Origin of the sequence: Pseudooceanicola sediminis (genome assembly GCF_003575965.1) — a bacterium.
Taxonomy (GTDB): Bacteria; Pseudomonadota; Alphaproteobacteria; order Rhodobacterales; family Rhodobacteraceae; genus Pseudooceanicola; species Pseudooceanicola sediminis.
Genome location: NZ_QWJJ01000002.1, coordinates 122,548 through 137,526 on the forward strand (window position 1 = coordinate 122,548; position 14,979 = coordinate 137,526).

At 62.2% G+C, this 14,979-nt stretch carries 15 protein-coding genes; 7 read left to right on the forward strand and 8 right to left on the reverse strand.

Annotation, left to right across the window (positions count from 1 at the left end):
- Positions 1 to 84 precede the first annotated feature (84 nt).
- The 3 genes from DL237_RS02485 to DL237_RS02495 all read right to left on the reverse strand — a co-directional run bounded on the left by DL237_RS02485 (position 85) and on the right by DL237_RS02495 (position 3,767).
- Complete coding sequence (locus DL237_RS02485) at positions 85 to 1,539, reverse strand: ATP-binding protein (protein WP_119397446.1); 1,455 nt, start codon at positions 1,537 to 1,539, stop codon at positions 85 to 87.
- 44 nt (positions 1,540 to 1,583) lie between these two features.
- The gene (gene pncB / locus DL237_RS02490; RefSeq protein ID WP_119397447.1) at positions 1,584 to 2,876 is read right to left on the reverse strand and encodes a nicotinate phosphoribosyltransferase; all 1,293 of its coding nucleotides are present in this window, start codon (positions 2,874 to 2,876) and stop codon (positions 1,584 to 1,586) included.
- A 135-nt stretch (positions 2,877 to 3,011) separates the two neighbouring features.
- Positions 3,012 to 3,767 carry an SDR family NAD(P)-dependent oxidoreductase gene (locus tag DL237_RS02495; RefSeq protein WP_119397448.1) on the reverse strand — a complete coding sequence of 252 codons (756 nt, stop codon included), beginning with the start codon at positions 3,765 to 3,767 and terminating at the stop codon, positions 3,012 to 3,014.
- 173 nt (positions 3,768 to 3,940) lie between these two features.
- On the opposite strand from DL237_RS02495, the gene DL237_RS02500 reads away from it, so the two are divergent.
- Positions 3,941 to 4,837 carry an AraC family transcriptional regulator gene (locus tag DL237_RS02500; protein ID WP_119397449.1) on the forward strand — a complete coding sequence of 299 codons (897 nt, stop codon included), beginning with the start codon at positions 3,941 to 3,943 and terminating at the stop codon, positions 4,835 to 4,837.
- A gap of 4 nt (positions 4,838 to 4,841) precedes the next feature.
- Here DL237_RS02500 and pncA read toward each other — a convergent pair whose 3' ends face one another.
- Positions 4,842 to 5,435, reverse strand: coding sequence for a bifunctional nicotinamidase/pyrazinamidase (gene pncA, locus DL237_RS02505; RefSeq protein WP_119397450.1), 594 nt, complete (start codon positions 5,433 to 5,435; stop codon positions 4,842 to 4,844).
- 189 nt (positions 5,436 to 5,624) lie between these two features.
- Here pncA and trhO point away from each other — a divergent pair, with 189 nt between their 5' ends.
- Positions 5,625 to 6,539 carry an oxygen-dependent tRNA uridine(34) hydroxylase TrhO gene (gene trhO, locus DL237_RS02510; protein WP_119397451.1) on the forward strand — a complete coding sequence of 305 codons (915 nt, stop codon included), beginning with the start codon at positions 5,625 to 5,627 and terminating at the stop codon, positions 6,537 to 6,539.
- A gap of 109 nt (positions 6,540 to 6,648) precedes the next feature.
- On the opposite strand, the gene fliP is transcribed toward trhO, so the two are convergent.
- The 4 genes from fliP to fliF are packed head-to-tail and all read right to left on the reverse strand — an operon-like array spanning position 6,649 to position 9,860.
- Positions 6,649 to 7,395 carry a flagellar type III secretion system pore protein FliP gene (gene fliP / locus DL237_RS02515; protein WP_407691898.1) on the reverse strand — a complete coding sequence of 249 codons (747 nt, stop codon included), beginning with the start codon at positions 7,393 to 7,395 and terminating at the stop codon, positions 6,649 to 6,651.
- A complete protein-coding gene (locus DL237_RS02520) occupies positions 7,395 to 7,682 on the reverse strand; it encodes a FliM/FliN family flagellar motor switch protein (protein WP_119397452.1) in 288 nt (95 codons plus the stop codon). Before DL237_RS02520 ends, fliP begins: the two co-directional genes overlap by 1 nt.
- Complete coding sequence (locus DL237_RS02525; protein ID WP_119397453.1) at positions 7,675 to 8,271, reverse strand: FliH/SctL family protein; 597 nt, start codon at positions 8,269 to 8,271, stop codon at positions 7,675 to 7,677. Before DL237_RS02525 ends, DL237_RS02520 begins: the two co-directional genes overlap by 8 nt.
- Positions 8,268 to 9,860: a flagellar basal-body MS-ring/collar protein FliF gene (gene fliF, locus DL237_RS02530; RefSeq protein WP_119397454.1), complete on the reverse strand. Its 1,593-nt coding sequence runs from the start codon at positions 9,858 to 9,860 to the stop codon at positions 8,268 to 8,270. Before fliF ends, DL237_RS02525 begins: the two co-directional genes overlap by 4 nt.
- A gap of 122 nt (positions 9,861 to 9,982) precedes the next feature.
- Here fliF and DL237_RS02535 point away from each other — a divergent pair, with 122 nt between their 5' ends.
- The 5 genes from DL237_RS02535 to DL237_RS02555 are packed head-to-tail and all read left to right on the forward strand — an operon-like array spanning position 9,983 to position 14,862.
- A complete protein-coding gene (locus DL237_RS02535; protein WP_119397455.1) occupies positions 9,983 to 10,477 on the forward strand; it encodes a flagellar basal body-associated FliL family protein in 495 nt (164 codons plus the stop codon).
- A gap of 11 nt (positions 10,478 to 10,488) precedes the next feature.
- Positions 10,489 to 10,914, forward strand: a complete 426-nt coding sequence (locus DL237_RS02540) for a hypothetical protein (RefSeq protein WP_233544839.1) — start codon at positions 10,489 to 10,491, stop codon at positions 10,912 to 10,914.
- A gap of 9 nt (positions 10,915 to 10,923) precedes the next feature.
- Positions 10,924 to 11,595 carry a MotE family protein gene (locus DL237_RS02545; protein WP_233544840.1) on the forward strand — a complete coding sequence of 224 codons (672 nt, stop codon included), beginning with the start codon at positions 10,924 to 10,926 and terminating at the stop codon, positions 11,593 to 11,595.
- 49 nt (positions 11,596 to 11,644) lie between these two features.
- On the forward strand, positions 11,645 to 12,514 hold the full coding sequence (gene motA / locus DL237_RS02550; RefSeq protein ID WP_119397456.1) for a flagellar motor stator protein MotA: 870 nt from the start codon (positions 11,645 to 11,647) through the stop codon (positions 12,512 to 12,514).
- Positions 12,511 to 14,862, forward strand: a complete 2,352-nt coding sequence (locus tag DL237_RS02555; RefSeq protein WP_119397457.1) for a hypothetical protein — start codon at positions 12,511 to 12,513, stop codon at positions 14,860 to 14,862. The genes motA and DL237_RS02555 overlap by 4 nt, the downstream gene beginning before the upstream one ends.
- Positions 14,863 to 14,979 lie beyond the last annotated feature (117 nt).

Sequence of the window (14,979 nt, forward strand, 5' to 3'; positions counted from 1 at the left end):
AGGCACCAAAAACACCCTAAGGCATTGCAATGAATTAAAAAAAACACACCGTTCCGATATCCACATGAAACACGGACAAGAGCGTCAAGACCACCAAGGATGATAGCCAGCTCTAGGGTGATCCTCATCTGCATACTTAATCAAGCCAGCGTCGAGAGCCTTACCGATCACAGCAGAAGCCTGCGCGGCATTCTTCTTATCGATCCCAAATCTCTCACACAAAGAGGTGTTTTTCATGCGCTCACCCGCCATAAAACGGAGCACAGTGTGAAAATAACAAGCTCTGACCCGTTCTTCCGGCGTCATTTCAGCAAAGGTTCTAGGCCCATAAAGAACAACCTGCATAGCGGCCTCAGTCGAACGTAGTAGCGGAGCGGGAAGCTGGAAGACCTCAACTTCCCGAAAAACCTTATCCAGCCCACTTCCCTGCTCTTCACACATGCCCATCCGTCGCATAAGGGCAGCAAGTGTTTCATTTCTAGAACGCGGAGGTTGATCAATCATACGGTCCGTATCGACAAGTGGACAACCCGGATTAGTAATTTCTATCCTATCGGCAAACAACTCTATTTGCGGACCTGCACCTGTAATTGTAAGATCTTGATGAATCAGGGCATTCGCGATTAGCTCTCTCAAAGACAGACGAGGAAATAGTGGATGGCTTTCCCTTAAAGCCTGCCCAATATGTTCATTCTGAGGAAGTAACCCATTCACATACTCCAATAGATTTTCGAAGCCTGCTGCGTATCCCTTTTTTCCATCTTGACGGTGTGTGACCGTTGTCGTTCTGTCAGCACCGCTATATCTCACGAACCGGACTCCTTTTCGGGCCATCGATGGACCAAAGTCGGACAGGTTACTTGCAAAGAGTATCGCTCCGAGGTTCAAGACATCCCACCTCGCGCCAAAATCGTTCCTAACTAGGCGCTCAACCTCAAGTCTTTCAAGGACCCGATCATCAGAATCCGGTCTACTCTCGCCCAGTAAGCGGTAATATACGTCAACATCCAAAAGCCTCAGGACATCACTTGTGGAAACGTAACTCAACGCAACTCCGTTCTCCCAAGTGTATGGCCTTAGTTTCTCAATTAACGCCTGGTAGCGCAATTGATCCTCTGACAACTTAGGAGTAGCGCTCCCAGACCTAATGTACGCAATACTATCAAATGCGGTAGGTGCCAGAATTGGGGCTGGAATCTCAAGAAGAACCACTCGGCCAGATGGATGAAGTACTTCCCTAAAATGAAAGGCTGGCGCGGGGCTAAGACGCTGCCTAAGCCACATTTCCAAAGGTTGATTCCCAACGATCTCTAAACCTGGATCAAAAGAAGTGCCTACTATCTCATGGGTATCATTTTCAACGCCCCATACCAAGTACGCGCTATCTTTACCTTCAAGTCTAGCGGAATTTGAAAGTGCAGATATATAGATCCCAATCTTAAAGGGGTCTTTCCAATTTTTCTTGAACTCAAGCCAACCATTTTCGGATGAGCGTGCGCGAAGGTCATCTACTATTTCAATGTCCCGATTTTGACTCAACTCGATCTCCGCTTACATCCTGAAAAATTAAAATAAAAAGCCCCCTAAACCACAACCGCCATCCGCTCCTGCTCACCCACCCCGAACACCCTTTTGTACCGCTCGATCTCGCTCTTCGGGCCCATGGCTTTCTCGGGGTTGTCGGAGAGTTTGACCGTGGGGCGGCCCTCGGCAGAGACGGCCTTGCAGACCAGGGAGAAGGGCGCGAGGGCGTCGTCTTTCACCAGACCTCGGAAATCGTTGGTCAGCAGGGTGCCCCAGCCGAAGGACACGCGGACGCGGCCCGAGAACTGGCGGTGCAGCTCTTCTATCTTGGCGACGTCGAGACCGTCGGAGAAGATCACCAGCTTTTCCGTCGGGTCCTCGCCCCGGGATTTCCACCAGTTAATCGCGGTCTCGGCGCCGGTTGCCGGGTCGCCTGAATCGATGCGGATGCCGGTCCAGCCGGCCAGCCAGTCGGGCGCATTGGCGAGGAAGCCAGACGTGCCATAGGTGTCGGGAAGGATGATGCGCAGGTTGCCCGAGTGCTCCTCCTGCCAGTCGGCCAGCACGTCGTAGGGGGCGCGGCGCAGGGCATCGTCTCCGTCAGCCAGGGCGGAGTAGACCATCGGCAGCTCATGCGCGTTGGTGCCCACTGCCTCAAGATCGTCGCGCATGGCGATGAGGCAGTTGGAGGTGCCGGTGAACTTGTCGCCCAGACCTTCGATCATCGCCTGCACGCACCAGTCCTGCCAGAGGAAGGAATGGCGGCGGCGGGTGCCGAAATCGGCAATCTTGAGACCGTCGAGATCGCGCAGACGCGTGATCTTTTCCCAGAGTTTCGTCATGGCGCGGGCGTAGAGGATCTGCATCTCGAAGCGGCCCATGCGGTTGAGGACGGCGCGGCCGCGCAGCTCCATCAGGATCGAGAGGGCGGGGATTTCCCAGAGCATGACCTCGGGCCAGGACCCCTCGAACGTCAGCTCGTACTGGTCGCCCTTGCGTTCGAGGTGGTAGGCGGGCAGGCGCAGGTTCTCGAACCACTCCATGAAGTCGGGGCGGAACATCTGGCGCTTGCCGTAGAACATGTTGCCGCGCATCCAGGTGGATTCACCGCGGGTGAGCGAGAGCGAGCGGACATGATCGAGCTGTTCGCGCAATTCGCCTTCGTCGATCATCCGCGCGAGGGGTATCGAGGTGGTGCGGTTGATCAGCGAAAAGGTGACATGGGTGTCGCGCTTGTTGCGAAACACCGACTGGCACATCAGCAGCTTGTAAAAGTCGGTGTCGATCAGGGAGCGGACGATCGGGTCGATCTTCCACTTATGATTGTGCACTCGGGTGGCGATATCGACCATGGACAGGCTCCTCACGTTGGGGGTGATAAAGCCGGGATGGGGCGGGGAATGCAAGGGCAGCCCGCAAAGGCCGAAGGAAACAGGCCGCGTGACTGCGGCCTGTTTGAGGGGCGTGGGCGCGCGCGCTGCGCGCGATCAGATCAGCTGACCGCCGGAAACCTCGATCCGCTGGCCGGTGATCCAGTTGCCATCCGACAGCAGCAGCGTCGCCACGGCCGCGCCTATATCGTCGGGCAGACCGACCCGCCCCATGGCGGTCAGGCTGGCGACATGGGCATTGGCGTCGGGGTTGTCGCGCAGGACTCCGCCGCCGAAGTCGGTTTCGATGGCGCCGGGGGCAAGGGCATTCACGGAAATGCCGCGCGCGCCGAATTCCTTGGCAGCGTAGCGGGCCAGCACCTCGATCGCGCCTTTCATCATCGCATAGGCCGCATAGCCCGGCAGCGAAAAGCGCGCGAGGCCGGTCGAGATGAACAGCACCCGCCCGCCATCGGCCACCAGCGGCATCAAGGCCTGCGTCAGAAAGAACGGGCCACGGATATGCACGCCGACAAGGCTGTCGAACTGGTCAACCGTGGTGTCAGCGATGGGGGCGTTGATGCCGAACCCGGCATTCTGCACGACCCCGGTGAGGGCATCGTGACCCATGTCGGAAAGGGCGGTCTTCAACGCCACTCCAAAGGCGGGAAATGCCTCGACCTCGGTCGTGTCGAGCGGCAGGGCGGCGGCGCGGCGGCCCAGTGCCTGAACCTCGGCCACGACACTGGCGGCCTGATCGGCACCGGTGCGATAGGTGATGACGACATCCGCGCCGCCCCTGGCAAGGTTCAGCGCCATGGAACGGCCAAGGCCGCGATTGCCGCCGGTGATGAGGAAAACTCTGTCTGTCATGGCAAGATAACTCCTGTTGCGTGATGAGGAAGATATAGCCGCCGGACCGGCGCCGATCCTGCCGCATCCTCCGCAAGACTTGCCAATTCCTGCGGCGCACCCCAAATACACCTTGCACGGCGGGCCATTTTTCCGCCCCATGCCCCCGAAGGGCATTGCGCAGGAGACATGACATGACCGACCCGATGCGGGCCAGTTCGCTGACCGATGCCGTTCAGGATTACGCCATTCGCGAGGGTCTGGGCCATCTCCCCAGCCCTTTGGCGGTGCCGAACCTGTCGGTGATGTATTCCCAGGCACCGACCGTCATGGCCAACACGCTGTATGAACCGGTGTTTTGCATGGTGCTGCGGGGTGAAAAACTTGCCGATTTCAACGGCAGGCCCTTGCGCTTTGCCGAAGGTCAGGGGCTGATCGTATCGCTTGATCTGCCCGCGATGAGCTGGGTCACCAAGGCCAGTGCGGCACGGCCCTATCTGGCGCTGGCGACGCGGCTGGATCGGGTTCTGCTGGGCGAACTGTCCCGCGGGATGCCCCTGATCGAAGACGAGGTGGCTGAAAGCGTGCTGTCGAGCGCGCCGATTTCGCCGCCGCTTTACGATGTGATGGCGCGGATGTTCGCGCTGCTGGACGCGCCGGAAGATATTGCCGTGTTGCACCCCCTACTGATGCGCGAGCTGCATTACCTGCTGTTGAAAGCGCCGCAGGGGGCAATGCTGCGCCGCATCGGTCAGGCGGGCAGCACCGCGGAACGGATTGCCGAGGTTGTCGCCCATCTGCGCGCCCATCTGGATCAGCCGATGCGGGTGGAGGCGCTGGCACGCATCGCGGGGATGAGCGCGACCGTGTTTCATCAGTCGTTCAAGGCGATGACCGGCACGACGCCGGTGCAATTCCTGAAGCGGTTGCGCCTGCTTGAGGCGCAGCGTCAATTGCGTGGCGGCGAGGCCAGCGTGACGCAGGCCGCCTTTGGCGTCGGCTATGAAAGCCCGTCGCAATTCAGCCGCGATTACAGCCGGATGTTCGGGACCAGTCCGCGCAGCGACCGCATGGGTATCGCGGCGGAATAATCCGTCAGAGCGCGACCCCGACATCCGCCATCGCCGCAAGCGCCCGGTCACGCGACCCGTCGAAATCGATGGCGCGGCACAGATCAGGGCGGACAGTTACGTCGAAACCCAGCTGCGCGGCGTCCACCGCGCTGTAATTGACGCAGAAATCCAGCGCCAGCCCGACCATGGTCAGTTGGGTGATGCCGCGCGATTTCAGGTACCCCTCCAGGCCCGTCGGGGTGGTGTGGTCATTTTCAAAGAACGCCGAATAGCTGTCGATCGCCGGGTTGAACCCCTTGCGGATGATCAGATCCGCGCGGTCCACGGCAAGGTCGGGGTGAAAGCTGGCCCCGTCCGAGCCCTGGATGCAGTGATCGGGCCAGAGCACCTGCGGGCCGTAGGGCATGTCGATCACGCTCATCTCGGCGGCCCCGTCGTGCGAGGAGGCAAAGGAGGAATGACCCGCCGGGTGCCAGTCCTGCGTCAGGATCACCGCGTCGAATTCGGTCATCAGCGCGTTGACCTGCGGCACGATCAGGTCGCCTTCGGCCACGGCAAGGGCGCCCCCCGGGCAAAAGTCTTTCTGAATGTCGATGACGATGAGAGCGTTGCCCATGGTCTGGCCCCTTGTGCGGAATTTGCCGCGACCTTGGCCGAGGCGGGGCGTAGGGTCAATCGGTGCGACCGGTTTGGCGGCACAGCGCCGCCCTTGGTGCACCAACTGGCCGGATTTTCGCACAAGTGTCGCGGCGCGCGTGGCCCCTCGCCGCTTGCCTGACGCGGCAGAAGCGCTTAGATCGCCGCCATGTTCACCGTTGCCGCACTCTATCAGTTCACCCGGTTCGAGGACCCTGCCGCGTTGCGGGGGCCGCTGGTCGCGCTGTGCGAGGCCGAAGGGATCAGTGGCACGCTGTTGCTGGCGCGTGAGGGGATCAACGGCACGATCGCCGGGTCGAAGAACGGGATTGCCGCGGTGCTGGCGCATCTGCGCGCCCTGCCCGGCTGCGATGATCTGGAATGGAAGCTGTCGACGGCGGCCGAACGCCCCTTTGCCCGCATGAAGGTGCGGCTGAAGAAAGAGATCGTGACGATGGGCCAGCCCGATGTCGATCCGCGCGCCCGCGTCGGGCATTACGTGGAGGCGGCGGAGTGGAACGATCTGATCCGCAGCCCCGATGTGGCCGTGATCGACACGCGCAACGATTACGAGGTCGCCATCGGCACCTTCGAGGGCGCGGTTGACCCCGAGACGGCGTCGTTCCGTGATTTCCCCGCCTGGTGGGAGGCGAACAAGGGGCGCTTTCACAACAAGCGGATAGCGATGTTCTGCACCGGCGGCATCCGCTGCGAGAAAAGCACGAATTTCCTGCTGGGTCAGGGGGTTGAGGATGTCTATCACCTGAAGGGCGGCATCCTGAAGTACCTGGAAGAGGTGCCCGCCGAGGAGAGTGCGTGGCAGGGCGAATGCTTTGTCTTTGATCGTCGCGTGTCAGTCGGGCACGGGCTGATCGAGGGGCCGCATGAGCTGTGCCACGCCTGCCGCCGCCCGATCCTGCCCGAAGAGCGCGCGCATCCGGCCTTTGAAGAGGGCGTGTCGTGTCACCACTGCGTGGATGAGACCAGCGAAGACGACAAGGCCCGGTTTCGCGAGCGGCAGAAGCAGATCGCACTGGCCCGCGCCCGCGGAGAACGGCATCTGGGCGATTTCGACGGGATATGAACGGCGCCCGCGATTGCGGCCCCGCGCCTGCGGCGGGCGGGGGAGCCTAGCGGCGCGGGCCCCTGTCATGCGCGGAGCCGACGGACACGGACCGCTCGGTTAACCATGTTCAGAAATAGCTGCGCACCAGGCTGCTGGTGACGAGGGTCCATCCATCCGCGATCACGAAGAAACTGAGCTTGAACGGCAGCGACACGATCGCGGGGGGCACCATCATCATACCCATGGACATAAGCACCGCAGCGACCACAAGATCTATGATCAGGAACGGCAGGAACAGCAAGAATCCGATCTGGAAGGCGCGGGAAATTTCGGACAGCATGAAGCTGGGAACGAGCACCGAGAGCGGTGCCTCGGGGCCAGTCACGATCTGCGCGGCGTCGGGACGCAGGGCGGCCATCGCCTCGAACGTGTCCGGGTCCATGCGGTTCGCCATGAAGCCACGGAACGGCGCGATCGCCAGCGGCAGGGCCTGTTCAAGCTGCATCTCCTCCTCGACCAGGGGCTGGATGCCGTCCTGCCAGGCCTGCTGAAACACCGGCTCCATGATGTAGTAGGTCAGGAACATGGCCAGGCTGATCAACAGCATGTTGGGGGGCGACTGCTGCAATCCGATGGCCTGCCGCAGGATCGACAGCACCGTGACCAGGAAGGGAAAGCAGGTGATCATGATCAGGATGCCCGGCGCGAGGCTGAGCACCGTGAGCAGGAGGATCATCTGGATGCCACGGGCGGTCAGCGAGCCGTTTTCCGCGATATTCACCGAGATGTCCTGCGCCGAAACGGGCGTCGACAACAGCAGCGCGGTCACGAGCAAGAGCGCGATCAGGAGAATTCTTCCCGGATGCGACAAGATCAGAGCTCTCCCGACAGGTCGCTGACCTCGGTCAGGCGCACGGCGAGCTGACCGGCCTGGTCGCCCTCGAGCTCCTCAAGCTCGCCACGTGCGATCAGGCGATCCCCGACGTAGAGTTCCACGGGATCATCGACGCGCCGGTCCAGCGGCAGCACGCTGTCGCGCGTCAGCTTGAGCAGATCGCGGATCAGCGGGCGCGCCTTGCCGACCGAAATCGTGATTTCGATCGGGACGACGGTAAAGGGGTTGCCACGCGGTGCAGCGCCCTCGGCGGCTTGATCATCCATTCTGAATTTTCCTTTCCTGTTCCGTGAAGAAGCTGTCGACCGCCTGGCGAATGCCATCGGTCACCGCGTTCAGGTCGATCTCGGTCTCTTCATCATCGAAGCGCAGGAACACCTGACCCTCGGAGAGCGTGTCATCGGGGACGACGGACAGCGGGAACCCGAAATCCTCCTCCATCAGGCCTTCGGTCGTGGCCAGGTTGTCCGGCGCGACCAGGATTTCGACACGCTGCGACGCCTTGCGCTTGGCCATCTGCTCCAGCTCGGTCTTGATGCGCAGCCCAAGGGTTTCGCGGGCAAGATCCGGCACCACCTTGTCGATGATATCGCCCATCAGCGGGCGGATGGCCGAAAGCACCGCCGAATGCGCCTCGGTATAGGTGAAGGAGAGATCCTGGAGATTGCGGGCCAGGTCGCTGGCGATATGCGACTGCTCCTCCCTCAGCGCCTTGGCGGCATCGTCCCACCCGGCCTTGTAGCCATTTTCAAACGCTTCCAGGCGGATCGTTTCCAGCTCTTCCTCGTTCATGGCAGGGCCGGCAGGCAGCGGAGCCGTGCCAAAATCCTCTAGAATACGGGCAATCTGTTTCATGCGGTTTCCTTGGTTTCCTCGAGCCAGCTGCGCAGGATCTCCAATGTCTCGTCCTTGCGCTCCTCGATCAGGGACTGAAGTTTGACCACCGGGTCGTCGCTGCTGCCGCCGCCATCGAAATCGCCCATCATCGGAAAGCCGCCGTCCTCGCCGCCGAAACCGCCCATCGACAGGTCGGGCAGGGCGAAATCATCGTCCTCGATCTCGCCCGTCAGAACCGGACCATCGCCGCCTTCCAACAGGGGGAGGCTGTCGGCGCCCGCGCGCCCCGTCAGCACCGGACGCACGACGAAAAGGCCAAGCACCAGCGCCACGATGGCCAGCACGGCCATCTGCACCAGCGACATGACATCGAGGTTCAGCCCGGCGACAAAGCCCTGTTCGCTGCTGGTGCCAAGCTGTGCGAGGGGTTCGAACTGCATCGACTTGATGGTGATCACGTCACCGCGTTCCGAATCGAAGCCAACGGCGGATTCGACCAATTCGCGCAATTCGCCCAGCTCCTCCTCGGTGCGGGCAACGGGGGCGGTATCGGGGGCCGCGGCGCTGATGCCATTGACCAGAACCGCAACGGTCAGGCGACGAATCGCCCCGGCGGCGCGGGTCACCTCGCGGCTGGTTTCCGAGACCTCGTAGTTCACGCGTTCACGGGTTTCGCTGTTCTGGTTGGACGAAGAGCCGCTGCCCGCAGCATCGCCGCTGGGCAGGTTCGAGGCCACCGTGACATCGCCGGAATCGGAGTTCTTGGAACTGTTGCTGCGTTCCTCGGTATCGGTGCTGATGGCGACGCGTCCATCGGGGTCGAACCGCCGTTCGACGATGGATTCACTCTCGTTGTTGGTATCGACGCTGACTTCGACCACGGCATTGCCGAGGCCGACGCGCGCCTCGAGCAGCCGCTGCACCTTTTCCTTCAGTTCCTGCGCGCGGTCCTGCCCGGCCGTTGTGCCGGTGTCTTCGGTGGCGCCGACCAGTTCGCCCGCATCGTCGATCACCGCAACGTCGTCAGGGGACAGCCCGGCGACGGCAGAGGAGACGAGGTAGCGCAGCGCCTTGGCCTGGGCGCCGCTGATGTCACCGCTGGTCGCAAGCGAGATCGACGCGGTCGGGCGCAGGTCGCGCTGAAACGGATTGGCGCCCTGATGCGCGATGTGGACACGCGCCGAGTCGATCTGCGGGCTGGAGGCGATGGTACGCGCCAGCTCCCCCTCCTTGGCACGCCAGTAGGCGGCATCGAACATCTGCGACGTCGTGCCGAAGCCGGACAGGGAATCGAGCAGTTCGTACCCCTGGCTGGAGTTGCGAGGCAGGCCTTCGCTGGCCAGGGTCATGCGCAGTTCGTCGCGCGATCCGCCCTCGACATAGATGCTGCCGCCGCGCACCTCGTAGACGACGCCGCGCTGTTCCAGCGCGCTGACGATTTCGCCCGCCTGACCGTTTTCGAGGCCTGAATACAGCAAGCTCATCGACGGTTGCGACGCCATGCGCGCCAGGCCCAGAACCGCCGCGAACATCGCGACCGTGGCCAGAATCATCAGGATCCGGCGCCGTGTTTCAAGGCTGTTCCACAGGGTCATGAACTGTTGCAAACTGCATCTCCTGTCCAGCCGGCATTCTACCGGCGACTACCCCTTAATTGGCCGAACGGGCTTAATAATCGGTTAGTTCATCACGGTTAAAACGGACCCTGTTGAGAGAATTTGGTTGGGCCATGTCAGAAGAGACCACGGACACAGAGGAAGAACCGAAAAAGCGTTCCAAGCTGCCGCTGATCCTTGGGGTCGTGCTGGCGCTGGTCGGCGGTGGCGGCAGCTTTTTCGCGATTTACAGCGGCATGATTCTGGGCGGCGACGATGCCCAGGCCGAAGCGGCTGCCGAGACCCCGACAGAGGTATTCGTGGCCCCCGACGTCGCTTTCGTGGCGCTGGAACCGATGGTGATTTCCTTCGGACCGGCATCAGAAAACCGCCACCTGCGCTTTACCGCCAGCCTGGAGGTACCCTCGGGGCAGCAGGGAGCGGTCGAAACGGTGCGCCCGCGCGTCATGGACGTGCTGAACAACTATCTGCGCGCGTTGCGGATGGCCGATTTCGAAGATCCGGCGGCCCTGGTGCGCATACGCGCCCAGATGCTGCGGCGAATCCAGGTGATCACCGGGCCAGACGCGGTGCGCGACCTGCTGATCGTCGAATTCGTGATGAGTTGAGGGGACAGGACATGGAAATGATTTCGGACATCTTGCTGGTCGCGGGCGCCCTGGGGGCCGCGTTCTATTGCTTCATCCTTGCGCGTCGGCTGGCGCGGTTCAACGACCTGGAAAATGGCGTGGGTGGCGCGGTCGCGGTGCTGTCGGCCCAGGTTGACGACCTGACCCGGACACTGAAGGCGGCCCAGGGTGCGGCGGGCGAGGCCAACGATTCGCTCGGCCAGCTGACCGAGCGGGCAGAGGGGGTGGCAAAGCGGCTGGAGCTGTTGGTCGCATCGATGCACGATCTGCCCGATCCCAATGCCAACCCGCAGAGGGGACCGGAGACAGAGGCCGGGCCGGCGTCCATGCTGCATCGCACCACCACGCCGCAGCTGAGCGAAGCCGCACCGCATAGCGAACAGCCGGTCTTTTCGCGCCGCTCGGCGTCGAGCTGAGGCCTGGCAATGGCAAAGGTCCCGAAACCCGCAAAGGCCAGCCAGAGGGTTGCTGGAAAAGGCGCCGCAAAGGGCAAGGCCGCACCGCGTCGGCGACGCGCGCGGCGCGGCACCCTGATGATGATCGCGGCGCTGCTGGTCACCTCGGCCATCCTGCGCGTCGGCACACAGACCGGTCACGTCCTGGCGCTGGAAAAATTGACCAGCGGTGCTGCGGAGGCCGCTGACGCAGGACAAGAGAGCGCTCAGTCTGACGCGCCAATGGCCATGTCACCGGATATCGAGGCCATGCTGGCGGCCTTCAAGGCGCGCGAAGCGAGACTGGATCAGCGCGAGGCACAGATCCGCGACCGGATGAACGCCCTGGCCATCGCGGACGAAGAGATCGACAAGAAGCTGGCGCAGCTCGAAGCCGCGGAAAATGCCCTGAAACAGACATTGGCGCTGGCCGACAGCGCCGCGGAAAACGACCTGTCCCGCCTGACCGCAGTCTATGAGAACATGAAGCCAAAGGATTCCGCGGCGCTGTTCGAACAGATGGACCCGGATTTTGCCGCCGGCTTCCTTGGCCGGATGCAGCCCGGCGCGGCCGCCGCCCTGATGGCCAGCCTGACGCCGGAGCGTGCGTATACGATCAGCGTCGTGCTGGCCGGGCGAAATTCATCTGTTCCAAAGAAATGACCTCTAGCGTGAACAGCAACGTGCAGGCAGTGGATTCGAGGCGGCGGACATGATTGGTTTTATCGGTATTGCGGTCATCTTCATCATGGTCTTCGGCGGCTATATCCTTGCCGGTGGCAAGATGGGGATCATCCTGAAGGCGCTGCCGTTCGAGATGATGATGATCGGGGGTGCCGCCCTCGGCGCCTTCCTTCTGTCGAACGACATGGCCGGGGTGAAACACACCGCCAAGGATATCGGCAAGGTGTTCAAAGGCCCCAAGTGGAAGCATGAGGATTACCGTGACCTGCTGTGCCTGTTGTTCGAATTGATCAGGCTGGCCAGGCAGAACCCCGTCGCGATCGAGGAACATATCGAAGCGCCCGAGGAATCGACGATTTTCAGCAAGTATCCCAAGATCCTTGGCGACAAGGAGGCGATCAATCTGATCTGCGACACCATGCGGTCCGCCTCGATGAACTATGACGATCCGCATCAGGTGGAAGAGGTCTTGGAGAAGCGCATGGAGGCAAACCTGCACCACGCGCTGCATTCCAGCCACGCCTTGCAGCAGGTCGCTGATGGGTTGCCCGCCCTGGGCATCGTTGCGGCCGTGTTGGGGGTGATCAAGACGATGGCCTCGATCGACCAGCCGCCCGAAGTTCTGGGGAAAATGATCGGTGGCGCGCTGGTTGGCACATTCCTGGGGGTGTTTCTGGCCTATGGTCTGGTCGGTCCCTTCTCCGGCAAGGTCAAGACGGTGATCGAAGAGGATGGGCATTTCTATCAACTGATCCGCGAGGTGCTGGTGGCCAACCTGCACAACCATGCAACCAACATCTGCATCGAGGTCGGTCGCCAGAATACACCCTCTCATTGCCGCCCCAGTTTTTCCGAGCTGGAAGAGGCCCTGAAGGAAGTGAAAAGCGGGGCCGCATGATGCTGCGATGGTTGCCCCAGATCCCGGCTTCGCCCCTCTCCATGCTTTTGGCGTTGTTGCTGTTGCCAGGTAGCGCGGCGTCGCAGGTCGCGACCGTGCGCTCCGGTGACCACCCCGATTTTTCCCGCCTGACCGTTGCTCTGCCCGCTGGCACCCAATGGTCGATGGAGCAGACGCCGGGACGCCTGCGAGTCGACCTTGCAGGCGACCTTGGTGCCCTGGATCTGAGCCAGATCTTTCGCCGCATATCCCGCGATCGTATTGCGGATGTTCAGCCGCTGCCCGGAACCGGGCTGGACATCCGCTTGACCTGCGATTGCGCTGCCGAGGCGCAATTGTCAGCAGACAACCTGCTGATCATCGACATCAAGGACGGCCCGCCCCTGCCCGCACCTGCCCCGGCGCAGCTCGCAGCGCCGCGTCGCCTGCCGACGGCGGGTGCAACACAGCTGAGCTTTGGCGAAACCCCAAGCGTCCCTCTGGTGGCCGATGCCAATCCGGACACGCCCCCCGCACCCCAACAGCCACCCGAAATACCACAGCAGACGCCCGAGGAGCGCGCCCGCACAGAGCAGGCCGAGAAATTTGCATTGCGTCGGATCAACAGCCTGCCCGATCTACCGCCGCCCACACCCGAACCCGACCCGAACCTGACCCGGGAATTGGAAACCACGCTGTTGCAGGCAATTGGTCGCGCAGCGACAGAGGGGTTGCTGGATGCGGATGCGGCGAATGCCTCTCTCCTGCCTGCGGATCTACGGCAGGTCAGCACCACCAAGGACAGCGACGCCCACACGGACCCCGGAGTGATGGCGACCCCGGGCACGCTTGAGGCGGCCAAGCCCGGTGAGAACACTCGCTTCGTCCTGTCCGGGGACAGCTGCGAACAGACTATGCCCCCCACCATCGCCGACGACACCGAGGACGATTTCGCGGCGCGTCTCGGCCAGCTGCGTGCGGCGCTGACGGCGGAGTTCGACCGCGACGACAGCACCGCCTATCGGGATCTTGCCCGGTTCTACCTGCTGAATGGTTTTGGCGCCGAGGCATTGCGCCTGTTGGAATCGGTGCCGCAAGACCCCGCGCTGGCCGAAGAAATGAAGACCTTCGCCACAATTCTTGAATATGGCCATGGTGCGGCGGATGGTCCGTTTTCCGGCAAGATCGGCTGCGATACCGAAGCCGCAATGTGGGCCGCGCTGACCGGACCGACCCTGGCGCCTGGTCAGGATTTCGACGGTGCAGCGATCTTGCGTTCTGTCGCTGCCCTGCCGGTACCGCTGAAATCCTACCTTGGTGCTGTTCTGGCCGAGCGCTTCAGTGCCGCGCAGGAAAACGAGATGGCAAAGGACCTGTTGCGCATCGTTGATCGCGATGTAAGTGAAGCAACCGCCCTTCGTAATTTTGCCGCCGCGCGCATCACCTCGCATGAGGCCGGCCAGCCCGATCATGCCGCCTACCAGGACTTGATCGCGCAGAACGACGATGTTTCGCCCGAGGCGCTGCTGCACTACACCAACGAATCGATCGACAATGGCGACAGCATCGACCCCGAAACCATCGGCCTTCTGGAAAGTTACCGCACGCAGTACCGCGATGCCCCGATCTCGGCCAAGTTGGTACAGACCGAGATCGTTGCCCACGCCTCTGCCGGCAATTTCCCGGCAGCCTATGATCTGTTTGCCAGTCAGGCCGATACGATGGATGCGGATGCGCGCGCCACGGTGGCCGATGGCCTGACGCGCAACCTGGCCAGCCACGCCGCCGACGCCGTATTTACCCGGCAGTTCTTCGGCCACGAGGGGATCATTCGCCAAGGCGCGCGGCCAGAGACCATGAATGCAGTTGCCCAACGCTTGCTGGATCTCGGATTTCTCGACCAGGCGGAACAGCTGATCACCAAAGGCGCGGATGGCGAAGCCGGGCGCCAACGGCGCATTCTGCGCGCCAAGATTGCCCTGGCAGGCAACCAACCCCGACGCGCCGAAGCCGAGCTGTTCGGGCTGACGGGCGAAGATATCGATCTGCTGCGCGCCAAGGCATCGCTGGATACGTCCGACTATGCCCAGGCGCAGACGCTGTTTGACGCCGCCGGCAGCACCCAGGACGCGGGAACGGCCGCATGGCTCGGGCGTGACTGGACCACGATGAGGACGTTGGAGGACCCGCCCAAGGCGCGGCTCGCCGACGTGGTGACCCAGCAGCAGGATGCGCCCATCGCCCTGCCGGAGATCGGGCCCCCGACGCTGGCTCTCAGCCGCGACGTGCTGAGTCAGAGCAGCGATACGCGCACGGCACTGCGCGAGTTGCTCTCGACCGTTCAGGTCGAAACCGCGCTGGACCAATAACCCGCATACCACCGCGAAATATTTGCGAGTCTTCAACCATTTCCCGGAATAGTCGGCCCCAGACGACAGCGTACGACGCGCCAGAATGGCACCGGCCACCCAAAGCGGCCGCCCGCA